Genomic DNA, 23,511 nt, shown 5'->3' with positions numbered 1-23,511 from the left:
ACGGTTACACGTCGCGCCAGCTCACGAACACGTGGGGTCCTGATCCCGCGATCCGCTGGCTGAACGGATCCACCACGCCGGTCAGGGCGGCCAGGCAGAACTCCGCCATGCCACCGTCGAAGACCGTCCATCGGTTCGTCCCCCACGGCGCCTGCCTCCGGAAAATGGCCACCCTCCAGCTGTCGGCGGCGCCCTTTCGCAGCCAGAAGGCGACATCGCTGCTCGCCGAGTCCGCGAAGGGCAGCAGGGGCGGCAGGTCCTGCCCTCCAAGGAGAGCGCCCAGTTCCTGGAGGTCCCGGTCCGAGAGTGCGGGATCGACTCTCTCGAGGAGATCTCCGTACGGCGATCCCGGGACGGGAGGCGTGCTGACGGACAGGTACTCGTCGATCTCTCCCCCACCGTACGATTCCACGAACTCGCGGTAGTCCTGCGGGAGTTCCAGCTGCACCGCCTCGGTGAGTCCCTTCCAGTCCACCGCGTCTCCTCCGGAGACAGGTGCCGGGAGTAGCTGACGCAGGCGGGTGACAGCAGGCTGAGACATATCGGAGTTCCTTCCTTGTCTCCGTGGCGCTCCGTCAGGGTAGGAGCCCGGTTCCGAATTCGCTTGCCCTTCGCCGAGCGCACGGACTCCGAGACGCGGGGCGCCCCGTGAGGCGGCCACCGCAGCGGCCTCGGATCCTGCCTAGTACGTGGGGCAGAGGTGCGTGTGGACCGCGTCGCGGATCTTGGCCGCCTTGGCCGGCCCGAATCCGTCCGGGTGGTTGGGCGAGGTGAACCTCTGGTTGGTGAGGTCGACCTGCTTCTGTTCGTCCTTCGGGAAGTTGGCGATCGTCTCGCACTGGTTGCGGCCCCGGTCGACCGCCTTGTCAGGCTTGGTGTTGACGATGTCCGGGTCGATGGCAGTCAGGGCGGCGATGTACTTCGCCTGCGTCGCAGCATCCGGCTTGGGCGGAATCCCCTTGCCCTTGGGCCCCTCGGCCGCGGCCGACGGGCTGCTCGAAGCCTTCGGTGTGGTGGCAGCGCTCGGTGCGGCGGCAGGCGGTGCGGCAGCACTCGGTGCGGCAGCGGCCGGCTCCTTCGCCGAGGGCTTGTCCGTGCCCTTGTCGCTGCTGCCGCAGGCGGTCAGCGCGGCGGCGACGACTACGGCCGAAAGTACGGCAGTGGCGGTGCGGTGGTTCACGGCTCTCCCCTGTGCGATGACGGTGTACACAGGAGCAGATCGCTCACCGCGGCCGATGGTTGTACGGCCGGTGCCATCCCGCCTTGCCGTGCGCGTGTTCGCGTCATGGAACGACCCTCGGGGTCAGCCGCGGTGATGGCAGTAGGTACCGTGCAGCTCTTGAGCGAGCAACGACAGGGGCAGCATGGGAACGAACGCACCACACGATGATTTCCGGGTCGGCGACGTTCTGCGCGTGAGCTGCCCGCCGGCTCGGGGCCGGGTGGCCGACGTGTCCCGTTCCCACGTTTCGGTCGAGTGGCCGTGGGCCGAGGTCGATCCGCGGTCTCGGATCGGGTGGAACGGCCGGCGGGCCTTCGCCGTGTCGGCCGACTCCTCGGAGTGGACCATGAGCCTCTTCAAGACCGACCCCGAGCCGTGGAACCTGCGCGTCGGTGACAGCTGCCTCGTGGGCATCCCCGAGACGCTGGTGCGGATCGTCGACATCGGCCGCTACGACCCTCCCCAGGACGTGGGCTGGCTTCCCCGCCCGCACACGATGCTGGTCGTGGTGCCTGCCGATCACCCCGACGAGGCTCTGTCCGAGGACGACGGAGACACCCTCGACCTGGACTCGGCGGCACCGGTGACGATCGAGCTGGTGTCCCGGAGCTGACCCGCCCTCCGGTGGCCTCCGGTGGCTACACGCCTGGTACCAGCCCGTGTGCGTGCGACGTCAGGAGACGTTCCGTGCGGCCGGTAACCGACGCGAGGCACTGGAGAAGCACCTGGTGGAGGACCACCCCGAGGTCGTGCGTCCGGAACGTGATCGCGGTGGGGCGTTCGCCTGACCCTTTCCGCGTCCGGGTGAGTCGATGGCGGCCGTGACCGATGCCGACGGTACCCCGCGCCCCGTCGCCGACGTGTCGGCTGCCGCCGGCGTCGTCGTGCCGGCCCGGTAGGAGGGCGCGGGGCGGGGGGTCAGGCGGGGGCGGTCAGGCCGCGTGGATCGCGTAGCCCAGGTACGTCACCAGCGGGCTGGCCTTCGGGGTGAGGACCATGGCGACCAGGCCGGGGAGTTGTTCGTCGGTCAGGGTGCCGTTCCTGCGTCCGCGGGTGGCGCTCACGAGGCTCCGTACGTTGCCCGGCTTGAACGCCGTGACGTCCTTCGTGGCCAGTCCGACCTGGGCGAGGGCGAGGGCGACTTCGGTGGGGCGGCGCAGGCGGTGGGCGGCGTAGCGGCCGGGCGGCATGATCCGGGTGCCGGGGATGGTCTGGAAGGCGCCGAGGTAGATGAGGCGGGACAGCGGCGTGCGGTTGACCGTGTCGTAGACGAAGGCTCCGCCGGGACGCAGGACGCGGGCCGCTTCCGCGAGGACGGCGTTGTGGCGTTCGGTGATCTCCAGGGTGTCGGCGCAGTAGACGAGGTCGAAGGAGCCGTCCGGCAGGTCGAGCGTCTCCGCGGGCGAGGTCAGGTACGTGACGCCGAGGCCGTCGTCGGCCTTCTGGGCGAGGGCCGTCGCGGTCGGGGACGGGTCCGTGGCGACCACCTCGAAGCCGAGCCGGGCCAGGCCCTGGGCCAGGAGGCCGCGGCCGCTGCCGATGACGAGCGCGCGGCTGCCGGCCGGGGCGAGGTCGACCTCGGAGAGGACCTGGCGTAAGTACTCCAGCCGTACGGACTGGAAGGTCAGGGCCCGGATCTGGCGGCCGTCGACGGCTCCGGGGCCGGTCGAATCGAGTGCGATGTGCGGGGCGTTGGGCATGGCGGGCTCCCTCGACGTCGTGTGTCAGGTTGCCTCGATCAGCGCGACGGGGGCGCGTTCCATTCCCCGTGTCGGCGGGCGGTGACGTCGAGGAGGAGCTTCCGGAGGGTCGCGAGGCCGCGTCCTCGGGTCTTGATCGCGTGGCGGTTCGGGCACGGCGCGACCATCCGCTCGGGTGCGCCGCGGCCACCGCCTGCCGTCTCGACCGCACGGTCGACCTCCAGGAGGGGACGGCTGAGCACCTCAGACGACGTCGGTCTCCCGTGTCGGCTGTGCCGGGGTCCGGGCCCAGCCAGTGGCCTTGAGGATCGTGGCGGCGACGTCCGCGGGTGCCAGATGGGTGGTGTCGACCGTGACGTCCGTGATGTCGGCGCCGTCGAGGATGAGGTCGAGTTCCGCGGCTCGTGTCAGGTGCCAGGGCAGGGACTCCGTGTCGTGGTCGCTCTCGTGCCGTTGCTGGAGACGGGTGCGGATGGTCGCCGGCTCGGCGGTCAGGCGGCACACACGAAGCGGCACTCCGAGTGCGGCTTGGAAGGAGTTCCGTTCGGTCGCGTTCTCCGCGATGCCGGCCAGCACGAGGTGCCGTACGCCTGCGTTTCGGTAGTTGGTGGTGATGGCGCGCAGGTTGCCGAGGAGAAGACGGTGGTGGAAAGGGTCGTCGTCGGGTGCGGGCCATGCCTGGCACAGGCGGTCGAGGTCGATGACGGCGTGCGGGACACCTGCGTCGGCGAGGAGGTCGCCGAGGAGGTCGGCGGTCGAGGTCTTGCCGACGCCGACCGTGCCGGTGATCAGGAGGGCGCTCGGCTCAGTCGGAGGGGTCGGGTGGTGAGGGGTCGGCATGCTGGTTCCTTCGTACGTGCGGTGATTGCGCCGGCGAGTCGGGTACTCCGCCGAGTGCGTGGTCAGTGGACGATCGACACGATCTGGCAGGCGGCTTCGGCCAGGTGCCGGTCGCCGTCGATGCGGGCCGCGGCGACGGCGGTGTCCGGGGTGACGACCCGTGTGCACAGGCGCCAGGCGGTTTCCGTGTCGAGTTCGATCCGTGCCGCCGGGCGCGCCTGCGTGTACGGGGCGAGGGACCAGGAGCCGTCGGCGGAGGTGACCGTCCAGGTGCCGCCGGCCGAGCCCTGGATGTCGACGCGGATCTGTGTTCCGGTCGAGGCGGCGACGTTGCGGAGGGTGTGGGGCAGGGCCCGCATGAAGGTGTCGAGGACCATGCCGAGGAGCTGGGGGTCGGTGTCCGTTCCCTGGCCGGTGGCGTGACGGATCTGCTGGCGGTGGGTCCAGAACTCGGTGAGGTCGCGGGCGCAGTCCAGCCACATCGGGGCGGGGTCGACGCCGGCCCAGGACACTCCCAGGGATGGGGCATCGAGGTCGACCCCCGAGAAGTGCCGGGCGAGCTGGGTGCCGGCCCGGTCGAGCGCATCGGTGAGCAGAGCGGGGCTGACCCGGCGGTGGGCCTCGACCCATTCCTGGTTGATCCGGTGGATGAACGCCTCCACCCGTTCGCCCGGCATCGGTGCAGGGCCCGCCTGATGACCGTCGCGGTCGCGGCTCAGCCGTCCGTAGAAGTCGCCCAGGAGATGAGCGGCGAGGTCCCGCACGGTCCATCCGGGTACCGCCTCCGCCCGCCAGTCGGCAGGCGTCAGCCCGCGTAGCGTCGCCATCAGGGCTGTCTGTTCGGGGAGGAACAGGCGACGGACATCGACAGGAGGGCCGATCCGGGACAGACCGGTGGAATCAGCTGAATGTGGCGTCATGCCCATGATCCTGACAAAAACCTCCGAGCAGGCCAACCCGATTTCACGACCGTCCTGGAGGTCGGGGCGCGGTTGCCCGCCAACACGAGTGCGCAGCGCTACAAGCTCGGCGCCCATTGCACAGATCCGGCACTCAGTCACAGCCGGGCGGGGCTGTCGCGCCCTTCGCCGTGCGCCAGAAATCGAACATCTGATTGAATTAGTGGATGACGTCCATCCGCTTCCCCGACGACCTCCTCATCCTGGAGACGGCCTGGCTCCGCACCTACGAGGACATGGCCCGGCTGCCGCGCACGGCCGGGGCCACCGCGCACCGGCGGCAGCTCCTCGACCTCTCCCGACGGATCTCCGCGCACCCCTTCTGGGCCGTACCCGGCCATCCGGGCGCGACCATGGCGGAACTGCGCCGGCAGGCCCGCGTACGTCGATGGGTGGAGGCGGCGTGAGTGGGCGCGACCGTCCCCGACCCCTGGGCGAAGGCCCCCGCCGACACCGGGGTCGACCCGCGTCCGGCCCGGTGGGCGCCGATCATGATGGTGCTGCCCGACGGGCGCCAGCGCCTGCGCGTCCGTCTCCATGAGCGCCGCCGCGACGACGACACCGGCCGGTGGCTCTACCTGATCGGCGCGCCCCTGTGGCAGTACGCCGGGCAGGGCGACGTAGAGGCCATGGAGTTCCGTACGTGGGTCACCGCCGAGCAGCTGCGGCCCATCGACGGAGTCGACCTCTCCGCCGTCCCGACCCACCGCGGCGACCTCGACCGCCCGGCGGCCCCCACCCGGTGGGGTTGGGTCCTGCGCCCCGACCCCGGCGGCCGCACCGCCACCCTCCACGACCACGACTGCGAGCTCGCCGCAGGCACGGGACCGGCAGCGGGGCCGGCCGCGGGACCGTACGGCGCCGAGCTCGGTCTCGACGGGGCCCTGGACGCCCTGCTCCGCCCCGGGACCCAGGCGTGTCACCACTGCGACGCGGCCGCGGTCCTCGTCCCCATGATCGAGCTCGGGCATGGATATCCGTAGGCCGTCAGCCGCCCGAGCCGGGCGTCACGGGTGGCGTTCCAGGTAGATGCTGGTGAACACCGCCACCTTCGCCCGCAGGACCCAGGGGTCGAAGGGCTTGGAGATGTAGTCGACGGCGCCGGCCGCGTAGCCGCGGGCGGAGTGTTCGGGGTCGGTGCCCATCGCGGTGAGGAAGATGATCGGCACGTCCCGGGTGCGGGGCCGACGTTTGATGTGCGCGGCGGTCTCGTAGCCGTCCATGTCCGGCATCTGCACGTCCATGATGATCACCGCGAAGTCGTCGTGGTCCAGCAGCGCCTTCAACGCCTCCCGGCCCGACGAGACGGCGACCAGCTCCTGATCGAGGGTCGAGAGCACGGCGCTCATCGCCAGCAGGTTGTTCGCCTGGTCGTCGACGACGAGGATCTTGGGCATCCCCTGCGGTGTGGGGGTCGCGGCGGGAGACGGGGAAGGCGCCGCGCCGGGCATCGTGGCCACACCGGGCCGGTAGACCTGCTCGACGGCCTCCAGCTGCCGCTCCAGAAGGGCGCAGCGCTCCTCGGCCTCGCCGTGCTGCTTCTGCGCGGCCAACAGCTCCGCGCAGAGCCGGGCCACCTCGTCCTGGAGCACGTCGCGCTCCCTCAGCAGCTCCGAGATGTCGGGGTGGGCCGCTGCCAGTCGGTCCGCCCGCTCCCGCTCCGTGCTCCACTCGGCCTCCAGGTGGTTCAGGCGCACCTCCAGGTCCGCGATGCGGTGCTGACGATCCAGCAGCGCGTCCCCGAGGACGTCGCCGCGGACCGTGGAGCGCCGCGACACCCGGTCGGCGTCGGCGAGCTGCTGCTCCAGGACCTCCATGGCGTGTTTGGGCGAGGTGCTCGCGGAGACGGCGGCGCGGTGCAGACCCCGTACGAGTTCGATCGCCTCGGGGGTCGGGCTCATCCCGCGCTGCTCGGCCAGGTCGGTGAACAGGTCCATGACCACCTCCCAGGGAGGTACGCGGGTTCCGCTCAGGTAGCGCGAGAACGTGCCCGGGTCGCGGGTGCGGCGGGCGGCGTACCGCCGGACCGAAACCCGCAGCCCGTCAAACAGCTCCCTCAAGGCCAGGGCCAAGGACCGTGATTCGGGGGTCAGACCGTCCGGCAACGGCCGCAGCTCACCCATGGCGGGTCTCCGATCCCGCCCGGTCGCGGACCGGCTGCTCCCCGTCGGGGTCGACGGCGATCAGCCGGTTGAAGAACGGAACTCCCAGCGCGACGACGGCCAGGCCGTACAGCACGCCACGGGCGAGCCCCTCGCCGGCGAACCTGGCCAGTACGCCGGCCACGGCTCCCGCCTGCGCGGCCGACAAGAACACCAAAGTCGCCCGCGGCGACAGCAGTGAACGGTCCATCACGTTCCTCTTCATCCACCCGCGCCGAACCGGAACCCGACGCTGCACAGCTCCCCCGGCGACGACCGGACGAGAGAGCCACAGCATGGAACGTGAACGGACCGTTGCACCCGGGCAACGGGAATATCGGCAACGTTGTCGGGACATCTGGCATCACCGGCCCCGCCGGCAACGGGAACCGTGGCTCGTCAGCGGCCTGCCCCGGGTCGAGAGCCGCGGCAACACCCCGTCCGCGCGGCAGGGCGGCGCGGGAGCCGGTCCGAGTCGGGTTCCGCTCAGGCCGACGGAACCGGTCGGGAGTCGGCGTACGGACTGATCATGGTGTCGAAGTAGCCCTCGGGGGTGCCCTCCAGAAAGGCCGACAGGTTCTCCAGGAAGGCGCGCAGCGGGGGCGTCGCGTTGTGCCGGTCCAGGTCCTCCTGGGAGCGCCAGACCTCGTACAGGAAGAAGCGTCCGTCGTCGTGCTCGTGGAGGTGGTACTGCAGGTTGCCGGGCTCGCTCCGGGTGGGTTCCACGAAGGAGGAGAGGATGCGCCGGACTTCGTCCGCGCGCTCGGGCCTGGGACGCAGGAAACCGTAGAGGGCGATGGGGTGGTCTGTGTTCGTCATGACCCCCACGCTAAGATCTCACATCCATGTGAGATTCAAGGGGTTGTGAGGACCACCACATGAAGATCGGCGAGCTCGCCACGACGACCGGCACGTCCGTCCGGCTGCTGCGCTATTACGAGGAACAGGGCCTCCTGGCATCCCACCGCCTCGACAGCGGTCACCGCCGCTACGCCGACGACGCCCCCGCCGTGGTCGGGCGCATCCGGGCGTTGCTGGACGCGGGGCTGCCGACCAGGGTGATCCGCGACCTGCAGCCGTGCATCCGCCAGGACGGCACGGTCGCCGAGTGCAAGCTGGAGACGCTCCAGGAGCACCTTCAGGGCCTGGACGACCGCATCGCCGCACTCTCGGAGACCCGCACCTCGCTGGCCGGGCTGATCTCCGCCACCCGGGCGACGAACCGGTAGGCACGCAGGCGCCGCCCCGTCGGGTGAGCAGGTCCCCTCACCGGCCGGGCGAGAGGGCTTCGTCGGCTCCGTCCGTCCGCCTACGGCCGATGGCGGGTCGACTTGAGTACGTGTCCGCACGGGTCCAGCGTGATCAGCCGACCCGACGCGGAGTACCGGACCACGTCCCGGCCGGGAACGTGCACCTCCGGGTGGATGGTGTCGATCGACAGGCCCGTCGTCGGCGCATCGCAGGCCGGGCAGGCAATGGTGGTCCGCCGGCCCGCCCGGCATTCGTCCACCATCGCGGACATCTCCCGCGTCCAGTGGCCGTCGGGCCGGTCCCACTTCTCGAGTGCGATGTCCACGGCACCCTCCTTCCGGGCCAGTGTGGCAGCCGTCAGGGCGCCGGGACCTCAACGACGAGGCCCGCTTCGAGGATCGCCGACGGGGAGACGTCCCAGACGGCTTCCTGGCCAACCCGCCGATACCGGCCGGCCGGCAGTTCGACGGCCGGCGTACGCAGTTCCCACGGCAGCCGGTGCGGCTCGCGGACGACCACGAGCCTGGGTTCGGTCGCGCAGTCGACGGCCACGTACAACCACCAGTCCGGCCCGAGCGCGTTCATGGCATCCCGCTGCCGGTCCACGATCGACACGCTCGTCGCCTTCCCGCGGCCCTTGACCTCGATCAGGCGCTCGAAGTCGCCGGCGTCGTCCTGCGACACGAGGTCACACCCGGGCCGGCCGGGTACGTCGGTGTGGCGCGCTCGCGCCCAGGCCATCACGGCCGGCAGGAACCCGGGCGGCGCCCCTTCGCCCACGTAGGTCACCTGGCGTCCCTGCGACCGCTCGTAACGGATCGCCAGGTCGAGGGCGATCCGCTCGGTCGTGTTCATGGTGGTGCCTTCCCTGTCTCCGGTCCGGTGTCGCGACGGTAGGGGGAGCCACCCAAAGCGGTGGCATCAGCAGGTGGCGTGACGGCCGACGCCACCCCGATCCGGCGGGCTACGCCGCTCAACTTCCATCGCGCCCGGCGCCTTTCGCCGTGCTCGGCGAGAGGCCGTCACCGTCGATCCGCAGGGCGACGCGGAAGCGCCGGCTCGGGTGCCGGGTCGACGGCGCTTGCCCATGCGCCCGATCCTCTCAGGGCGTTCAGGATTCGGAGGAACGCGCTGGAGCGTAAGGGCCTGTGCGTCATATGCGCTGATTGCCAGTCAGCACAGACGGAAAGCGATATATATCCTATTGCCCGATTCGGCGAAAGTGGTCTACCAGAGCTTCCTGTCCTCGTAGACTCCCAGCTCAGAAAGCCCGCTCCCCGCACCCGCGGGGATGGTCCCTGCGGGACACCACCGGCCGCCACTGCATCCTCCTGCTCCCCGCACCCGCGGGGATGGTCCCTGCTTGAGGCACGGCTCGTCGCTGAGGATGTTCTGCTCCCCGCATCCGCGGGGATGGGTTCCGCGTTCAAGGAACCCGGCAGCTCTCCCAGGAGGGGGCCCCTGAGTCCAGGACCGGATGCGGCAGGTCGAACGCCTGCGAACGGCTCCCGGAGCCGCGGCGCCGTCTTCCGAACGGCTGCTGATCGGCCTGCGGCGGTTCGCCACTGCCCGGGCACGGGCCGCCCTGTGAGCCGGCGGTGCATCCGGCGGCGGTAGGGGCGGGCGTGGCCGCGCCGCTGATCCGCTCCATGCGTACCGTGGTCGCGGGGCGGCGCACTTCGGCGGGCGGCTCCGGGCGGGTCCGTCCGATGCCGACGTAGAAGGCTGGACGCGCCCGCACGCGCTCCGCGAAGGCGGCCCGCGCAGCGACGCCGCTCCCCGATGGGCCATGGCCGGCGGGCCCTGTTCTGCGGGGCCGGTCCCCAAGGCAAGGAGGAGTGCGATCATCTGTGTGTGAACCGCCTCGACATCTCCGCCGAGTACCACGGGACGCTGTCCCGCATGGTCCTCCTCGCTACCGACGTCCACGACCAAATCGCCTGGCTGGGCGAGCGCGAGGTGGATACGGTGGAGCTCATCGAGGAAGTGGAACTCCTCTGCCGCGCGTGCATCCGGGTCGGGGAAGCCGAAGTCCCCGAGCCCGAGGGCTGGCATCACCTGCGGGCGGTCAACCGTCGCCTGGGGGAAATCGACGCCGCCGGCCGCGGCGGCCTCTGGCATGAGGCCTTGACCACCGACCCGGCGTGGAACGACATACGCTCCCTCGCACAGCAGTTCCTCGTCACGCGCCTGGGCGACTGGAGCCACCTTCGCCGCCGGCCGGCCACGGACGAACGCTGAACCTCGGCTGCCACGCGGCCTACACCAGCCTCGCCTTGAACGTGGATGATGGCGGGGTGTTGGTCGACGTAGAGGCAGTCCAAACGTCCGCGACGCCCTGGACCTGCTCGGCTTCCCCCTGTTCGTCCGCGCCGGCCGGGACTTGATCGACAACGGCATCCCCACCCACCGGGGCTGACGACCCCGGTGGGCCCGACACCGGACCGAGAGGCCGGCAGCGCACGGCGGCACGAAGGCACGCCGGCCGGGGGCGGATGCGCTCCCGGCCGGCGCGGTGCGGGGTGGGTCAGTGCACGCTGACGACCTGGAAGTCACCCCAGCTCTGGGTGGTGTTGATCCAGGCAGTACGGGTGTAGAAACGGCCTCCGCCGCAGTTGTTGTAGGTGTAGGCGGTCACCTCGACGTTGTTCTTCCACCACCAGCCGCCCAGCTTCGTGGACGAGTCCCGCGTGATGTTGAAGCACTTGCCGACGGTGCTGCCGTTCTGGTTGGAGCCCTTGATGTAGACGGACTGGGCCCGGCCGGACGCGTCGTCGATCTGGATCTGCTGGCCGTTGGCCCCGGCGAACGCCGACCCCGTCCCGGCGACGAGGCCGGCTCCGGCCACGGCGAGCGTCACTGCGGCGGTGGCGAGCTTCCTGCGGATCTGCATGGTCTTCCCCCTGAGTTGCGGTGCTTGCGGGCACCGAAGTTGATCTTGGTTCGGAAGAACCTTCTCCCGGGGACCCCGTGCGGAGCAAGCCGCTCCGTCGACAGGAACGTCCCGGTTCTGTCCCGTTTCGTCGACAGCCGTTCGAACCGGTACGGATCATGTCTGCGCGTCGCGTCGATGACGTCCCGGCGCCGGTCGCGGCCCCGGCTAGATGAAGTGGGGCAAGAGGATGCCGACCAGGGCGATGCCCAGGGTCAGGGCGCAGAAGAAGACCAGGGCGCCCTGGTTGAAGGCGGCGTTCACCGATGCGCCTCCCAACCGGGCCGTGCTGTAGCCGAGGACGCCGATCACGGCGCACAGCACCAGAAGGACCGTGAGGGCGAGGAGCAGGAACAGGAGGGCGTACGCGCTCATGCGGCACCTCCCCGGAGGCGGTTGTGGCGGGTCGGGCCGTTCGTGTGGCGCGTCCATCCGTTGCCGGCGGGCGGCGTTCGGTCGAGCATGGATTCCCTCCGTTGTGAGGACCGGGGCCCGCTGGACGCAGGGGGTGGAGCCTGTCCGGCGGGCTTGGTGGATGCCCTCAGTTCTAGGGTGTCGAAGGAATGTCCGCCCAGCCGGACAATGCCTTGACCTGCACTTTTGCGACTTTGCCGAATGTCATCACGCGAGCGGTCGGCAGGGGCCAGGATTGTCCGTAGCCACACGGGCGCGCGAGGCCGGGAGGACATTCGATGACTTCGACCCCGAGGAGTCGGCCCGGTCGGAAGCCGGTCGCCGACCCGGTGTTGCTGAGGAAAGGAACACCCGAGGTCAAGGAACTCGTCGCGCGCGTCAAGCAGATCGCCGTCGAGTGTGACGTCGCCCTGACCGCGGCGGCCGAAGCACGGGGCATGACCAAGCAGGCCCTCGACCGTCAGCTGCACCGCGAGGCGGGCCCTGACTGGCATGTGGCCGAAGCGGTCGTGACGTACTTCGTCCAGGAGGCGGGCGGCCACGATCCGCACGGATGGCTCCGGGAGGTTCGCGGGCTCTGGGAGAGGGCCCAGACGAGCCGACCCGCCGCGCGCCCTGCCGCACAGGCGCCCCCGCCGGCTCCGGAGCCCCTGGCCGGTCCCGGTTTCCTGGTGCCGCTGCTCGGGCTCGTCATGGAAGGCCGCTACGAACTGGTGGCGGAGCGGCTGGTCGACGTCGGCCTCGACGACGCGTCGGGTGTCGGGGAGGTGTTGAGGGAGATCGGAAGCCGCAGCCCGGGTGCGGCGGCCGCCGTCATCGAAGAGGTGCTGGCCCAGGGGCACCGCGGCCGGGCCGAGACCTGGCTGGAAGCCCTGGAGGGCTGTGCGGAGGACGTGGCCGCCGCCGTGCGGCGTCATCTGCCGCCCGACGCGCCGGACGAGGTGGAGGCGTACGAGGCTGCCGTGCCCGCGGTGAGCATCGGGGACCTCGACCCGGCGGCCTTCGAGGGCAGGCGTCTGGCGCTGCTGATCCGCCGCGGTGACGTGGCCCGGGCCGCCGCGGACCTCCTCATCCGGGCGACGCCCCCTCCGAGGGAGGAGAGCCCGCGGCCCGACTACCTGGCCGGTCTGGGTCTCGGGCACGAAGGCGTCGACCTCTCCGACGCCGCCCGAAGGATCCTGGACCTGCGTCAGGGCGACGCCGAGGACGCGCGCACCTTGGCGGCCGTCCTCGGGGCCCTCGTCCTGCGGGGCCACGGCGAGCTCGCCGCCCTCGCCCTCCGTCGGCTCGACCAGGACGACAGGGCGCTGGCCACGGACGTCCTGGGGGCCGTATCCCGTTCCCAGGCGCTCGCCGTCCTGCGCGGTTCGACCTCCGCGAACCGGCTGACCATCGGTTTCGGGGCCACCGAGGCGCTGCTGGCGCGAGCGCCGGCGCCGGTCGCCGCCGAGTTCCTGCTCGCCACCGCGCGGGACAGCGAGGGCGCCAAGGAGCCGGCCGACCTGCTGGTGGGGCTGCCCCACCCATACCCGGTCCTGCACCACATGGCGGCCGGCGACCACCAGCAAACCGCCCGCGTCCTCAACGCCGTGGCCGTGGAGTGGAGCCTGCTCGGCGACGCCACCCCGGAACGCCTGATCAGCAAGTCGTTCCTGAACGTCGCCCGTGCCGACAGCGCGGTCGCCGCCAGGGTCCTGCTCCACTTCCTCCGCATCAACACCCGCGGCGCGGCCGACCTGCTGTACCTGATGGAGACCTCATCGACCCGGGGCGATGCCACACGGGTGACGGCCCGGACGCTCGGGCGCATGCTCGACCAAGAGCCTTCGACTGCCGCCGCGTTGATCACCCGCATGGCCCGGCAGGAGGACTTCCCCCTCCTCCTCCTGGAGCAGGTGGCCGTGGACGACCCGCCCCACGGGACCCTCCTCGCCACGCACATGCTGGCCCAGGGCCTCGCGCACTTCCGTTCCCGGATCCCCTCCATGATCCGCGGCGGGGCCACCACGCTGGCCTCGGAACTCCTGCGGCAACTCGCGCGGCAGGAACCCGAGGCCCCCTGGAAACTGATCCACGAGGCCCTCACCGCAGGAGCCACCGAAGCGGCCCTCGCGAACGCCGACGCCTACGTCGCCACCCGGTGAGCGCTGGAAGGGGGTCCCGGAACGGCCTCTGGCCCCGGCGCCTGGCGAGGGCCGAGGGCCGAGGGCCCGTGGGCCGTGGGTCCGGTCCTCGGCGCACCCTTTCACACGTCCACGGCCGGCGCGGCTTCCCGACCTTCGACGATGGGGGTCAGGCCGTCGAGCAGTGCCTTGAGGCCGAGGGCGAAGAGCGCGTCGAGACGCAGGTCGTAGCCGTTGCCGTCCTCGAAGGATCCGACGACCCTGCCGAAAGTCGGGAAGCGGCCGGATTGCGCCAGTTCCCGGAGGGCGGGGGCGCGGCTGTCCATCCACTGGTCCTCCGACTGGCCCGTGGCGGCCTCGGCGTGCGCTTCCCTCTCCAGGTGCACCGCCAGGCCCTGGACATGGCTGTAGATCAGTACGTGGATGTCGAACAGGGTCGTGGGTTCGAGGCCGTGGCCGTCGAGGGCGCCCAGCATCCACTCGCCGTGGACCATCAGATTGGGCACGAGCAGCGGGCGCGTGAGGGAGCCGAGTTGGGCCAGCCACGGGTGCCTGCGGTACAGGCTCCACAGGGTCCGGGCGCCCAGCTCGACCCGGGTACGCCAGTCCTCGGGGGCGTCCGCGCGGTAGGACTCCTCGCCGAAAGCGGCGTCGGCCATGTGCAGGACGAGGTCCTCCTTGCTCGGGACGTACCGGTACGTCGACATCGCCGAGACCCCGAGCCGTGCCGCGACGCCGCGCATGGACAGCGCCGGTAGCCCTTCGGCGTCGGCGATCTCGATGGCGGTACGGACGATCCGGTCGAGGCTCAGCTCCTGCTCGGGAGCCGGGGAGGGCGACGGGGAGGGAGCCGGGGAGGGCGACGGGCGCCTGCGGGCCGGCGCGGCGGGGGTGACGGGGGTCGCGGGGATCCCTGTGGCGGTTCCGGCGACGACGGTGCCGATCCGGGGCCGGGCCTCGACGAGTCCCTCCAGGCGCAGGGTGGTCAGGGCCTTGGTGGCGGTGGCGAGCGCGACGCCCCATTCCCGGGCGATCTGACGGGTCGAGGGGACCCGGTCCCCGGGGGCGAGTTCACCGTCCGCGATGCGCCGCCGGATCGCGGCGACGATGCGCAGGTAGGGCGGATCGCCGGCTGTGCCCGTGGTCTTCGTCACGTCCTGCCGCCTTCCTCTCCTGTACTAGTGCAGAGCGTAGCAGCGGCAATGCCGATCGGGCAGGCGCCTGCCCTAGTACAGCCAGCGCATCCGACCAGTTGAAAGGGCTGCGTGTACGGCGTACGTTCAGATCGCTTACACCGTACAGAGCACTGGAGGAGCTTCTCATGCGCACCGTACTCGTCTCCGGCGGCGGCATCGCCGGGCCCGTCCTCGCCTACTGGCTGCGCCGCCGCGGCTTCGCGCCCACCGTCGTCGAACGCGCTCCGGGCCCGCGCCCGGGCGGCCAGGCCGTGGACATCCGCGGGGTCGCGCTCGAAGTCGTGGCGCGGATGGGCCTGTTGGAGCGGGTGAGCCGCGTACGGACCCGCATGCGCGGCATGTCGATCCTCGACGCCGACGGCCACGAGGTCGACCGCTCCACCGAGGCGACCTTCAGCAGCGGCCGGCTCGACGGCGAGGACATCGAGGTGCTCCGCGAGGACCTCGTACGGATGGTCCACGAGCACACGCGTACCGACGTCGAGTACCTCTTCGGCGACAGCGTCACCGCACTGCACGAGCAAGAGGACGAGAGCGGGGTGCGCGTCGACTTCGCGCACGGGCCGGCCCGCACCTTCGACCTCGTGGTCGGGGCCGACGGCCTCCACTCCACCGTACGGCGCCTGGCCTTCGGCCCGGAGGAGCGGTACTCCCACCACCTGGGCAGCTACCTCTCGGTGTTCGGCGCGGACAACTTCCTCGCCCTGGACGACTGGCAGATGTGGCTGCGGGACGGCGACGCCGGTTTCGGCATCATGCCCGTACGCGGCAACACCGAACTCAGGGTCGCCTTCGGCTTCGAGTCCGCCCCGCTCCCCCACGACCTCCGCGACGGCGGCGCGCTGCGGCAGCTCGTCGTCGACAGGCTCGCGTCGCTGCGGTGGGAAGGGGCCCGCCTGGCCGAGGCCGCCCGCGAGGCGCCGGACTTCTACTGCGACGCCATGGCCCAGATCCGCATGGACCAGTGGTCGCGGGGCCGGGTGACCCTGCTCGGCGACGCCGGCTGGTGCCCCTCCCCGCTTTCGGGGCAGGGCACCAGCCTGGCCCTCGTGGGCGCCCACGTCCTGGCCGACTGCCTGGCCCGGGACGCCGGCGACCACCGCGCCGCGTACGCGCGCTACGAGCGGCGGATGCGCCCCTTCGTCACCCTCAACCAGGCCCTGGCCACCGAGAACCCGGGCGGTCCCGCCTCCGAGGCATCCCTCGCGCACGCCAAGAACGCCCTCTCGCTGGACGGCTGATCCCCTGCCCCGAACGTACGATCTCCCGAAGACCGGCTATCCGGCTTCGGGCCGGACGGCGGTCGGTGCGTCGCCGGTTCGGCGGCGTCGGTGGTACGCGACGGTGAGGATGGCCAGGAGGGGGCCCCACGCGAGGAGCGGGGCGTACGTCGTCCACAGGGCCCAGGCGGCCGGGCCGCTGGTCGGGAACCCGTCGCCGCTCTCGTTCAACGGTGCGACGAAGCCGAAGATCTGGTTCAGCACGCCGTACGCGCAGAGCATCATGATCAGCGCTGCCCCGAGGGCGGCCGGGACGACCACCGCCGGGATCGGGATCCGTCTGCCGCCCAGCTTCGGCACCCAACGAGGGACGACCTCGCCCCACGGCCGCACCAGCCCGAGAGCGAGGAGCGCGAGTCCTTCGGAGACCACGGACAGCCCGATCACGTACGGGCGTTCCCACACCGCCCACCGGTAGTCCGCGTCGTAGCCGGCCAGGCCCAGCACCAGCGCGACACGCCACAACCCGGACGGCAGGACGCACAACGGGATGGCATGCGCGACCCGGACCGCCCAGCGCGGAACGGGCTCCACCCGCCCGCGTCCGGCCGGAGCACCGACCGGCACCTCTGCTGTGGTTGCTGCCGCTGTGGCCCTGACAAGCGTGGTCATGTGCGCCCTCCCCGACGGAATCCGACGTTGTCGATCTTCGCGTGCGGGGCGGTTCTCAGCGTCCGCCCCCGGGTTGAGCGGCGCTCACCCGTGCGGGGGAGACCGAAGGCGACCACAGGGTGACCGAGGCGGGGCCGTGGAGGACCGCGCACCAGCCGCTGACGGACCGGGCCGCGACTTCACCGGCGGGCGCCGGCGACGTCATCGCACGCCGCTCTTGACCACGGCGAGGCGGGCCACGCCGGCCACCAGGCAGCCGGTGACCGCGACGACGCCCCCGGCGGCGGTCAACGCGAGGCTCACCTCCGGGGACGCCGCGGTCAGGCGCGGGATCGCGTTCAGGGGCGCCACGGCGTACAGGCCCAACAGCGCCCAGCCGTGTGCGCGCACCGGCGTCAGCCGGCCACGCAGACGAGCGGGTGCCCTGCCGGCAGCCATGGCCAGGCCGGCGGGCAGCAGGGTGAGCGAGAAGACCGTCAGTCCGATCCACTGCCAGATCATCGGTATCGGCTCCTGTCGGGTGTCAGCGGCAAGAGGGCACACTGCCCCCGGGACGCCGACCAGACTTCCCGGCACACCGCGCGCCGGCTGTTGGCGCGTTCTTCGCACCGTATCCGCCGAGCCTGACGCCTGTCCGCCTCGCGCCCGGAGCATGACCACATTGGTGTCAGCTTGTGATCATTCCTGCCGGGAGGGGCGCCGCGCCGCCGGGAGGCGAGGGGCGACGCGTCCGCTCGTCACCTGCCAGAACGGCAGCGGGGTGTCGCGAACAACCTTGCCCGTGGAGGGTACGCGGCCGTTCCCGTTCCCGTCCGTCGTGCGCACTCGGTGGGGAGGCCGGTTCGCGGATCCTCGTCCGTCCGGTGACCTCGGCGGTGCCGGCGTACCGGATGCCGCATGCCGTGCGGGGTCGCGTCCCCGGCCCACTCCGCGATCGTTCGACGCGAGCGATTCGGCCCGCCGTCCGCTCCATCAGGCTCTCGAACGTCTCCCACCAGGGAGTTCCCTCGGGCGATAGGCCGCTGACGGGCGTTCCCGCCCGAGGGTGGCACTCGCAGGCCCGAGCACAGACGAGGTGTACGGCGACCTCATGGGTTACGACACCTACTACTGGGGCGCGCAGAAGCAGGTGCGGTGGGATGCCTGGGACGACCGGATATGCCTGATCAGCCTGGGCGCGTTCGAGGGCAATACGGGTCCGTGAACCTTGCCGACGCACGCTACGAGAAGGTGCTCCGGCTTGGCCTTGATCCGGCCTCATCCGGTGGACGGGCTCGCGCGATTGGCGCCGGTCGCTGCGGGCTGACCTGACCTGGCCTGACCTGATCCGACCAGGGGAAATTCGGTGGCACGGGGTGCTCGGTGCGTGTGACGGTTCGGCCATGGGCAACTCACAGGCGTATCCCGTCTTCCGTACCGACGACGCCGCCATCGCATACGCCAAGGCCAGGGAACTGTGCGCGCTGCTGTGGGAGCGTGATGACCAAATCGCTCTCTTCACGGAGCTGTTGACGGTGGAGGACGTCCGGCGGATGGCGGCGATCCTGCCCGGGGCGACCTTCGATTACATGGGGAGGCGGACCGGCTCGGCGGGCGAGGACCTCTGGTTCGACCTCGACGTGACGACGATGGACGACCGCACTCTGGAGCCGCACCTGCCCCTGGAGATGCTGGGACTGAAGGCTCCGCTGGGTGTGGAGGATCAATTCGTGGCGGCACTGGGCCGGGGCATGGCCGCCATCGACTGGTACGGCTCGTGGCCGGATCATCCGGAGGCGGGCCAGTACGCGCATCCGAAGTACGACGGGGTCCAGGTCGTGTTCCACGGCGACCATCCCGATTTCGACTCTCCGACCCACGACCACACCGTCTTCGTCCACGTGGGCAAATGGGGCTGCCTCTCCCGGGCCCAGGACCTGGCCGCCCGCATCGGCGGCGAGGTCCTGGGTGAGCCGGTGCTCGGCTGGTGACGAGACCCCCCGTACGCCCCGTCAGGACGGTGAAGCCAGGGCCCGGCGCGTGACGTCGGCCGGGGCCGCGGCGATGGCGCGCGGTGCTGAGCCTGATCGGATCGGCCCTCACCTCCCTCGCCCTGCCCCGGACACGGACGCCGGCGGAGGACGCCGAACATGAAGCTCCGATCGCCGCCTGACTCCCGGTCCACTCGGAGTCGCGGTCAGGGCGCCGCGTCGGTCGTATCGAGCAGGACGCACTGATCGAATTTCATGCAGCCGCACTCCAGACAGTCCGCAACCGCCTGCCGCAGCGCCTGGGCCTGGGCGATGTGCCGATCGAGTTCGGGCAGCTTGCGCGTGGCCATGTCCCGCCACTGGCGGGTGGCGGACGGAGTCGTTCCCTCGGCCAGCAGTTGGGTGATCTCGGCCAGTGTGAACCCTGCTCGCTGCGCCATCCTGATCAGGGCGACGCGGCGGAGAGTGGTCGCGGGCCACACCCTGCGTCCCCCTTCGCGACGCGCTCCGGGCAGCAGCCCGCGTTCCTCCCAGTAGCGCAGCGCCGAAGCGCGCACGCCGACCTTCTCCGCGAGCTCGCCGATGGGCAGGTACCGCATGCCCGGCCTCCTTCGCCCCAGGTCCGGGCTTGACTTCAAGCGCGCTTGAAGAACCACTGTGACCCGCATGTTCTCATCAGCACGGGGACGTTCGACCCCCGGCCCCTACCGCTCGCTGTTCGCCGACCGCGCTTTTCGGAGGCTGATGCCGGTCTTCGCGCTGTCCGACCTGGGCGACGGCATGTCCGTCGTCGCGGTCGCGTGGCTCGCGTTCGCGCTGGGGCCGGACGGTGGCCAAGGCACGCTGGCCGGGCTCGCCGTCGCCGCCTACGTCCTGCCCGGCGCACTGGGGGCGCTGATGCTGGGCAGATGGATGCGCCGGCTTCCCGCGCGGCGACTCCTGGTCACCGACTCGGCGCTGCGGGCCGTCCTGCTGGGGGCCGTTCCGCTCGCGCACATGGCGGGGGTGCTCACCCCCGCCGTGTACGTCGGGCTCCTGGGCGCCTCCTCGTTGCTGCACGCCTGGGGCAAGGCCGGCAAACACGCGTTCTTCGCCCCGCTCCTCTCCGACGACCAGCGCTTGGCGGCCAACAGCGTGCTCAGCACGAGCGTGTGGAGCGCGACCATCGTGGGCCCCGCTCTCGCGGGGTTCCTCGTGGGGGTGGTCTCCCCGGCATGGATCATCGGCCTGGACGCCGCCACCTTCGCCGTTCTCGCCCTCCAGGCCTGCCGCGTCGGCCCACCCCCGTCATCGGTGCCCCGTCTACCGCCGGGGCACGGCGGCGGGCTGCGCGTTCTGCGCCGTCAGCCGGAACTGCTCGGCCTGCTCCTCGTGACCTGGGTGTTCAACCTCGCCTTCGGCCCCGTCGAAGTCGCTCTGCCCTTGTTCGTCTCCGGCAACCTCGGCGCCGGCGCGGGGCTGCTCGGCGTCTATTGGGCCGCCTTCGGTATCGGAGCCGTCGTCGGCGCCCTCGCGCTGGGCGCGGCCAGACGCCTTCCCTTGTGGCCGGCCATGCTCGGCATCATCGCGGGCCACGGCATCGGCATGCTCCCCTTCGCCCTCACGGACAGCGCCCTCCCCTCACTCCTCGGGTTCGCCTTCGCGGGACTCGTCTACGGCCCGTACTCCGCGCTCTCCTTCACCCTGATCCAGGAGCGCGCACCCGCCGACTCGCTCACCACGGTTCTGGCCGCGCGCGGCGCCGTGCTCCTGACCGCCTCACCGCTCGGAGCCGCGCTCGGGGGTTTCCTCCTGGATCGGACGGGTGCCCCGGCCGTCCTCGTCGGCTGCGGTGTGGTCATGAGCCTCATGGTCCCCGTCAGCATCGTCGTCCTGAGGCTTTACGGAGGTCGTCGACGGCTGCGGCCGTCCTGACGCGTCCTGCCGGAACGGGCGGGGGACGCCCTTGGGGGGCGTTGACCCGCCGGTGGTCGCGCGGTGGCCGGCCGAGGTCAGGTAGGTGATGCGGGTGGTTCCGGTGGTTGGTTCGCGGTCGACGAGCGCGTTGACGCCGTAGACCGCCTCGATCAGGTGTGGGGTCAGCACCTTCTCGGGGCTGCCGGCCGCCGCGACCTGTCCGTGGTCCAGGACGACGATGTGGTCGCAGTATCGGGCGGCGAGGTTGAGGTCGTGCAGGGCGACGACACAGGTGACGTCCAGCGACGTGAGCAGTTCGAGGAGTTCCAGTTGGTGCCGGATGTCGAGGTGGTTGGTCGGTTCGTCGAGCAGGATCTCGCGGGGCTCCTGGGCGAGGGCGCGGGCGAGCTGGGTGCGCTGCCTCTCCCCTCCGGAGAGGGTGTGCCAGCTGCGGCCCTGCTTCTCGGTGAGGTCGGTCCGTTCGAGCGCGGCGTCGACGATCCGTCGATCGTGCTCGGTCAGGCCGTCGAAACGGCCGCGGAACGGTGTGCGTCCGAGTTCGACGACCTGGCGGACGCTGACGTGGTGGTGGGCGGAGACGTCCTGTTCGACGACGGCGAGCCGGCGGGCCAGTACGCGGCGGCCGAGGTCGTCCAGGCTGGTGTCGTCGTAGCTGACGGTTCCGGCCTCGGGGCGGCGCAGGCCGGCGAGCAGGCGCAGCAGCGTCGACTTGCCCGATCCGTTGGGGCCGAGGAGACCGACGATCCCCCCGTCGGGTGCCGCCATGTCGATGTCGTCCAGCAGGCGGTGGCCCTTGACCGACCAGGAGAGTCGGGTGGTGGTGATGCGGCCCATCAGGACTCCAGACGCTTGAGCACCAGCGCGAAGGCGGGCGCGCCGAGGAGCGCCGTGATGACGCCGGCGGGTAGTTCGTGGGGTGAGAACGCGGTCCGGGCGAAGACGTCGACCCAGATGAGGAAGACGGCGCCGACGATCGCGGACATCGGGAGCAGCAGGCGGTGCATGCTCCCCGTGACGATGCGGACGGCGTGGGGGACGAGCAGGCCGATGAAGCCGATCGCCCCCGAGGCCGCCACCGCGGCCGCCGTGATGACGGAGGTCAGGACCATCAGCCAGACGCGGGCCGCGGTGACGTTGATTCCCAGGGCGGAGGCGGAGTCCCAGCCGAAGGTGAAGGCGTCCAGGGCGGGTGCGAAGAACTGGACGGCGATCACACCCGCCAGGATGATGACGACGGTGAGGGTCACGCCCTCCCATCGGGCGCCGCCCAGGGTGCCGAGCAGCCAGTAGGTGAAGCCGCGGGTGGAGTTCGCGTCGCCGCTGACCATGAGGATGACCGAGGTGACGGCGGCGAAGAACTGGGACACGAGTACGCCGGTGAGCACCACGCGGGACGCGCTCGCGACGCGTCCCCCGCCGAGCAGGAGCAGCAGCAGGCCGAAGGAGACCAGGCCGCCGACGAACGCCCCGGTGGACAGCGAGACGCTTCCCCCGATGCCCAGCAGGAGCACGGCGACGGCGCCGGTGGAGGCGCCCGAGGAAACCCCCAGCAGGTAGGGGTCGGCCAGGGGGTTCCTCGTCACCGCCTGAAGGACCGTGCCGGAGACCGCGAGGGCCATGCCGACGACGGCGGCCAGCAACACGCGCGGGAATCGGGATTCCCAGACGAGGGCGTCGAGCAGGCCCGGCAGGGGCGGGGTGGGTGCGAGGTCCTCCAGTCCCGCGTGGCGCAGGATCGTGGAGACGACGTCCAGGGGGCGGATGTCGGCGCTGCCGAAGAGCGACGCGGCGACGATCGACACCAGCAGCGCGGCCCCGGCCAGGAGGAGGAGGGCCATCGCCGGGGCGGGCCGGCGCGCCGGAGCCCTCTCACGACCGGCGGTCGGCGCTCCCTTGGGCTCCGCGGTCTTGTGTGTGGTGGTCATGGTGTGGGCGGGTCACCCGAGCCTGTTGAGGCCGTCGACCAGCGCGGGGACGGCGGAGGCGCTGCCGTGGCCGGGGTCCATGTGCGAGCCGGGGATGGAGATGAACCGGTCGCCCTTCACGGCGGCGAGCTTGCTGGTGAGGGGGTCCTTCTTGAGGAGGTCGATCTTCTCCTTGGCGGTGTCGTTGGGTTCGCCCCGGGTCAGGTCGGCCAGGATGATGACGTCGGGGTTGCGGGCGGCGACCTGGTCCCAGCTGACTTCGGCCCACTTGGTCTTCGCGTCGGCGAAGACGTTCTCGACTCCGACGAGTTCCGAGATGTGCTGCGGCAGGCCGCCGGGGCCGGCCGCCCACGGCGTGCCCTCGTAGGTGGAGTAGAACCACATGACCTTCAGCGGGGTGTCGCGCTTCTTGACGGTGCTCAGCGCCTTGTCCACCACGGACTTCTGTTCGGCGGCCAGCTTGTCCCCGGCGGCGGGCACGCCCATGATCCTGCCCAGCCGGCGGTACTCCTCGTACAGCATGTCGAAGTCGGCGCCGGCCACGCTCTCGTGGAACGTGCAGTCGAACTCGGTCAGGTAGGTCGGCACGCCCAGGTCGTGCAGTTGCCTGCGGTCACCGGACTGTTCGGCGGTGAACATGCTCGCGAAGGAGCCGTAGACGAAGTCCGGCTGCGCTTCCAGGAGTCGTTCGTGCTTGATCTCCTGTCCACGAGCGGACAGGAGGGGAATCCGCTTGTACTGCTCGGCGATCGCGTCCGGTGTCTTCTCGACCTCGTAGCCCGAACCGACGATGCGGTCGCCCACACCCAGGTGGATGAGGATCTCGGCGGCGCTCTGGTTCAGCGTGACGACCTTCTTGGGCGCCGCCTTGTACGTCACGTCGGTGCCGCAGTTCTTGAGCGTGAAGGGGTAGGCGGTCGCGCTCGCCGTCTTGGCCGTGTCCTTCGTCGCGTCCTGGGCCTTCCCCTCGGCGTCCGAGGAGCCGCCGGCCCCGCAACCCGCCGCCGCGAGCACCGTCAGAGCCGTAAG

28 protein-coding genes and 1 pseudogene are annotated in these 23,511 nt (G+C 71.2%); 10 read left to right on the top strand and 19 right to left on the bottom strand.

From position 1 onward, the window contains the following. Nucleotides 1–4: 4 nt before the first annotated feature. Nucleotides 5–475, bottom strand: coding sequence for an SMI1/KNR4 family protein (locus ACZ6ZI_RS20490; protein ID WP_469522731.1), 471 nt, complete (start codon nt 473–475; stop codon nt 5–7). 207 nt (nt 476–682) lie between these two features. Beyond that, entirely contained in the window at nt 683–1,180 is a 498-nt protein-coding gene (locus ACZ6ZI_RS20485) for a hypothetical protein (RefSeq protein ID WP_469522730.1), read from the bottom strand. A 388-nt stretch (nt 1,181–1,568) separates the two neighbouring features. On the opposite strand from ACZ6ZI_RS20485, the gene ACZ6ZI_RS20480 reads away from it, so the two are divergent. Beyond that, nucleotides 1,569–1,835 (top strand): hypothetical protein, encoded by a 267-nt coding sequence (locus ACZ6ZI_RS20480; RefSeq protein WP_469522727.1) that lies wholly within the window; start codon nt 1,569–1,571, stop codon nt 1,833–1,835. A 319-nt stretch (nt 1,836–2,154) separates the two neighbouring features. Here the strand turns inward: ACZ6ZI_RS20480 and ACZ6ZI_RS20475 are convergent, their stop codons facing one another. From ACZ6ZI_RS20475 to ACZ6ZI_RS20465, 3 genes are all read right to left on the bottom strand, one after another. Next, on the bottom strand, nt 2,155–2,922 hold the full coding sequence (locus tag ACZ6ZI_RS20475; RefSeq protein WP_469522724.1) for a class I SAM-dependent methyltransferase: 768 nt from the start codon (nt 2,920–2,922) through the stop codon (nt 2,155–2,157). A 243-nt stretch (nt 2,923–3,165) separates the two neighbouring features. After that, nucleotides 3,166–3,762: an AAA family ATPase gene (locus ACZ6ZI_RS20470; protein ID WP_469522721.1), complete on the bottom strand. Its 597-nt coding sequence runs from the start codon at nt 3,760–3,762 to the stop codon at nt 3,166–3,168. A 62-nt stretch (nt 3,763–3,824) separates the two neighbouring features. Further along, the gene (locus tag ACZ6ZI_RS20465; RefSeq protein ID WP_469522718.1) at nt 3,825–4,682 is read right to left on the bottom strand and encodes a maleylpyruvate isomerase family mycothiol-dependent enzyme; all 858 of its coding nucleotides are present in this window, start codon (nt 4,680–4,682) and stop codon (nt 3,825–3,827) included. 206 nt (nt 4,683–4,888) lie between these two features. Between ACZ6ZI_RS20465 and ACZ6ZI_RS20460 the strand changes: the two genes are divergently transcribed. After that, on the top strand, nt 4,889–5,128 hold the full coding sequence (locus ACZ6ZI_RS20460; protein WP_469522715.1) for a hypothetical protein: 240 nt from the start codon (nt 4,889–4,891) through the stop codon (nt 5,126–5,128). Continuing rightward, the gene (locus ACZ6ZI_RS20455; RefSeq protein WP_469522712.1) at nt 5,129–5,704 is read left to right on the top strand and encodes a DUF6233 domain-containing protein; all 576 of its coding nucleotides are present in this window, start codon (nt 5,129–5,131) and stop codon (nt 5,702–5,704) included. Nucleotides 5,705–5,728: 24 nt separating this feature from the next. On the opposite strand, the gene ACZ6ZI_RS20450 is transcribed toward ACZ6ZI_RS20455, so the two are convergent. The 3 genes from ACZ6ZI_RS20450 to ACZ6ZI_RS20440 form a co-directional block, all read right to left on the bottom strand. Continuing rightward, nucleotides 5,729–6,844, bottom strand: a complete 1,116-nt coding sequence (locus ACZ6ZI_RS20450; RefSeq protein WP_469522709.1) for a response regulator — start codon at nt 6,842–6,844, stop codon at nt 5,729–5,731. Continuing rightward, nucleotides 6,837–7,073 (bottom strand): hypothetical protein, encoded by a 237-nt coding sequence (locus ACZ6ZI_RS20445; protein ID WP_469522707.1) that lies wholly within the window; start codon nt 7,071–7,073, stop codon nt 6,837–6,839. Before ACZ6ZI_RS20445 ends, ACZ6ZI_RS20450 begins: the two co-directional genes overlap by 8 nt. A 275-nt stretch (nt 7,074–7,348) precedes the next feature. Further along, complete coding sequence (locus ACZ6ZI_RS20440; protein ID WP_469522704.1) at nt 7,349–7,681, bottom strand: putative quinol monooxygenase; 333 nt, start codon at nt 7,679–7,681, stop codon at nt 7,349–7,351. A gap of 59 nt (nt 7,682–7,740) precedes the next feature. Between ACZ6ZI_RS20440 and ACZ6ZI_RS20435 the strand changes: the two genes are divergently transcribed. Then, a complete protein-coding gene (locus ACZ6ZI_RS20435; protein WP_469522701.1) occupies nt 7,741–8,091 on the top strand; it encodes a MerR family transcriptional regulator in 351 nt (116 codons plus the stop codon). An 80-nt stretch (nt 8,092–8,171) separates the two neighbouring features. On the opposite strand, the gene ACZ6ZI_RS20430 is transcribed toward ACZ6ZI_RS20435, so the two are convergent. Both ACZ6ZI_RS20430 and ACZ6ZI_RS20425 read right to left on the bottom strand, forming a co-directional pair. Beyond that, nucleotides 8,172–8,438 (bottom strand): hypothetical protein, encoded by a 267-nt coding sequence (locus ACZ6ZI_RS20430; protein ID WP_469522698.1) that lies wholly within the window; start codon nt 8,436–8,438, stop codon nt 8,172–8,174. Nucleotides 8,439–8,470: 32 nt separating this feature from the next. Then, complete coding sequence (locus ACZ6ZI_RS20425) at nt 8,471–8,968, bottom strand: protein NO VEIN domain-containing protein (protein ID WP_469522696.1); 498 nt, start codon at nt 8,966–8,968, stop codon at nt 8,471–8,473. Nucleotides 8,969–9,967: 999 nt separating this feature from the next. On the opposite strand from ACZ6ZI_RS20425, the gene ACZ6ZI_RS20420 reads away from it, so the two are divergent. After that, entirely contained in the window at nt 9,968–10,354 is a 387-nt protein-coding gene (locus ACZ6ZI_RS20420; protein WP_469522694.1) for a hypothetical protein, read from the top strand. A 286-nt stretch (nt 10,355–10,640) separates the two neighbouring features. On the opposite strand, the gene ACZ6ZI_RS20415 is transcribed toward ACZ6ZI_RS20420, so the two are convergent. Next, nucleotides 10,641–11,006 (bottom strand): hypothetical protein, encoded by a 366-nt coding sequence (locus tag ACZ6ZI_RS20415; protein ID WP_469522691.1) that lies wholly within the window; start codon nt 11,004–11,006, stop codon nt 10,641–10,643. A gap of 207 nt (nt 11,007–11,213) precedes the next feature. Further along, complete coding sequence (locus tag ACZ6ZI_RS20410) at nt 11,214–11,420, bottom strand: hypothetical protein (protein ID WP_469522689.1); 207 nt, start codon at nt 11,418–11,420, stop codon at nt 11,214–11,216. A 317-nt stretch (nt 11,421–11,737) separates the two neighbouring features. Between ACZ6ZI_RS20410 and ACZ6ZI_RS20405 the strand changes: the two genes are divergently transcribed. Then, entirely contained in the window at nt 11,738–13,603 is a 1,866-nt protein-coding gene (locus tag ACZ6ZI_RS20405; protein ID WP_469522686.1) for a hypothetical protein, read from the top strand. Between the two features lie 101 nt (nt 13,604–13,704). Here the strand turns inward: ACZ6ZI_RS20405 and ACZ6ZI_RS20400 are convergent, their stop codons facing one another. Then, nucleotides 13,705–14,736 (bottom strand): GntR family transcriptional regulator, encoded by a 1,032-nt coding sequence (locus ACZ6ZI_RS20400; protein WP_469522683.1) that lies wholly within the window; start codon nt 14,734–14,736, stop codon nt 13,705–13,707. A 167-nt stretch (nt 14,737–14,903) separates the two neighbouring features. Between ACZ6ZI_RS20400 and ACZ6ZI_RS20395 the strand changes: the two genes are divergently transcribed. Next, on the top strand, nt 14,904–16,019 hold the full coding sequence (locus ACZ6ZI_RS20395) for an FAD-dependent monooxygenase (protein WP_469522681.1): 1,116 nt from the start codon (nt 14,904–14,906) through the stop codon (nt 16,017–16,019). 36 nt (nt 16,020–16,055) lie between these two features. On the opposite strand, the gene ACZ6ZI_RS20390 is transcribed toward ACZ6ZI_RS20395, so the two are convergent. Together ACZ6ZI_RS20390 and ACZ6ZI_RS20385 are read right to left on the bottom strand one after the other, a co-directional pair. Continuing rightward, entirely contained in the window at nt 16,056–16,670 is a 615-nt protein-coding gene (locus ACZ6ZI_RS20390; RefSeq protein WP_469522679.1) for a hypothetical protein, read from the bottom strand. A gap of 201 nt (nt 16,671–16,871) precedes the next feature. Further along, complete coding sequence (locus ACZ6ZI_RS20385; RefSeq protein WP_469522675.1) at nt 16,872–17,171, bottom strand: hypothetical protein; 300 nt, start codon at nt 17,169–17,171, stop codon at nt 16,872–16,874. 544 nt (nt 17,172–17,715) lie between these two features. On the opposite strand from ACZ6ZI_RS20385, the gene ACZ6ZI_RS20380 reads away from it, so the two are divergent. Both ACZ6ZI_RS20380 and ACZ6ZI_RS20375 read left to right on the top strand, forming a co-directional pair. After that, complete coding sequence (locus ACZ6ZI_RS20380) at nt 17,716–17,874, top strand: hypothetical protein (RefSeq protein ID WP_469522672.1); 159 nt, start codon at nt 17,716–17,718, stop codon at nt 17,872–17,874. Nucleotides 17,875–18,052: 178 nt separating this feature from the next. Then, complete coding sequence (locus ACZ6ZI_RS20375; protein ID WP_469522669.1) at nt 18,053–18,640, top strand: hypothetical protein; 588 nt, start codon at nt 18,053–18,055, stop codon at nt 18,638–18,640. 206 nt (nt 18,641–18,846) lie between these two features. Here ACZ6ZI_RS20375 and ACZ6ZI_RS20370 read toward each other — a convergent pair whose 3' ends face one another. Then, entirely contained in the window at nt 18,847–19,239 is a 393-nt protein-coding gene (locus ACZ6ZI_RS20370) for a MerR family transcriptional regulator (protein WP_469522666.1), read from the bottom strand. Between the two features lie 67 nt (nt 19,240–19,306). Here ACZ6ZI_RS20370 and ACZ6ZI_RS20365 point away from each other — a divergent pair, with 67 nt between their 5' ends. Then, nucleotides 19,307–20,554: an MFS transporter gene (locus ACZ6ZI_RS20365; protein ID WP_469522663.1), complete on the top strand. Its 1,248-nt coding sequence runs from the start codon at nt 19,307–19,309 to the stop codon at nt 20,552–20,554. A gap of 54 nt (nt 20,555–20,608) precedes the next feature. On the opposite strand, the pseudogene ACZ6ZI_RS20360 reads toward ACZ6ZI_RS20365, so the two are convergent. The 3 genes and pseudogenes from ACZ6ZI_RS20360 to ACZ6ZI_RS20350 all read right to left on the bottom strand — a co-directional run. Then, nucleotides 20,609–21,391 (bottom strand): annotated as a pseudogene (locus ACZ6ZI_RS20360) (ABC transporter ATP-binding protein); the annotation flags it as partial. After that, nucleotides 21,391–22,395, bottom strand: coding sequence for a FecCD family ABC transporter permease (locus ACZ6ZI_RS20355; RefSeq protein ID WP_469523437.1), 1,005 nt, complete (start codon nt 22,393–22,395; stop codon nt 21,391–21,393). The gene ACZ6ZI_RS20355 and the pseudogene ACZ6ZI_RS20360, both read right to left, overlap by 1 nt. A 99-nt stretch (nt 22,396–22,494) precedes the next feature. Then, nucleotides 22,495–23,496: an ABC transporter substrate-binding protein gene (locus ACZ6ZI_RS20350; RefSeq protein WP_469522661.1), complete on the bottom strand. Its 1,002-nt coding sequence runs from the start codon at nt 23,494–23,496 to the stop codon at nt 22,495–22,497. Between the last annotated feature and the right edge of the window lie 15 nt (nt 23,497–23,511).

It is taken from the genome of Streptomyces sp. NPDC103540, from assembly GCF_055584445.1.
Note: the sequence above shows the minus strand (reverse complement) of the source record. Positions and strands in the feature narration are given on the sequence as shown.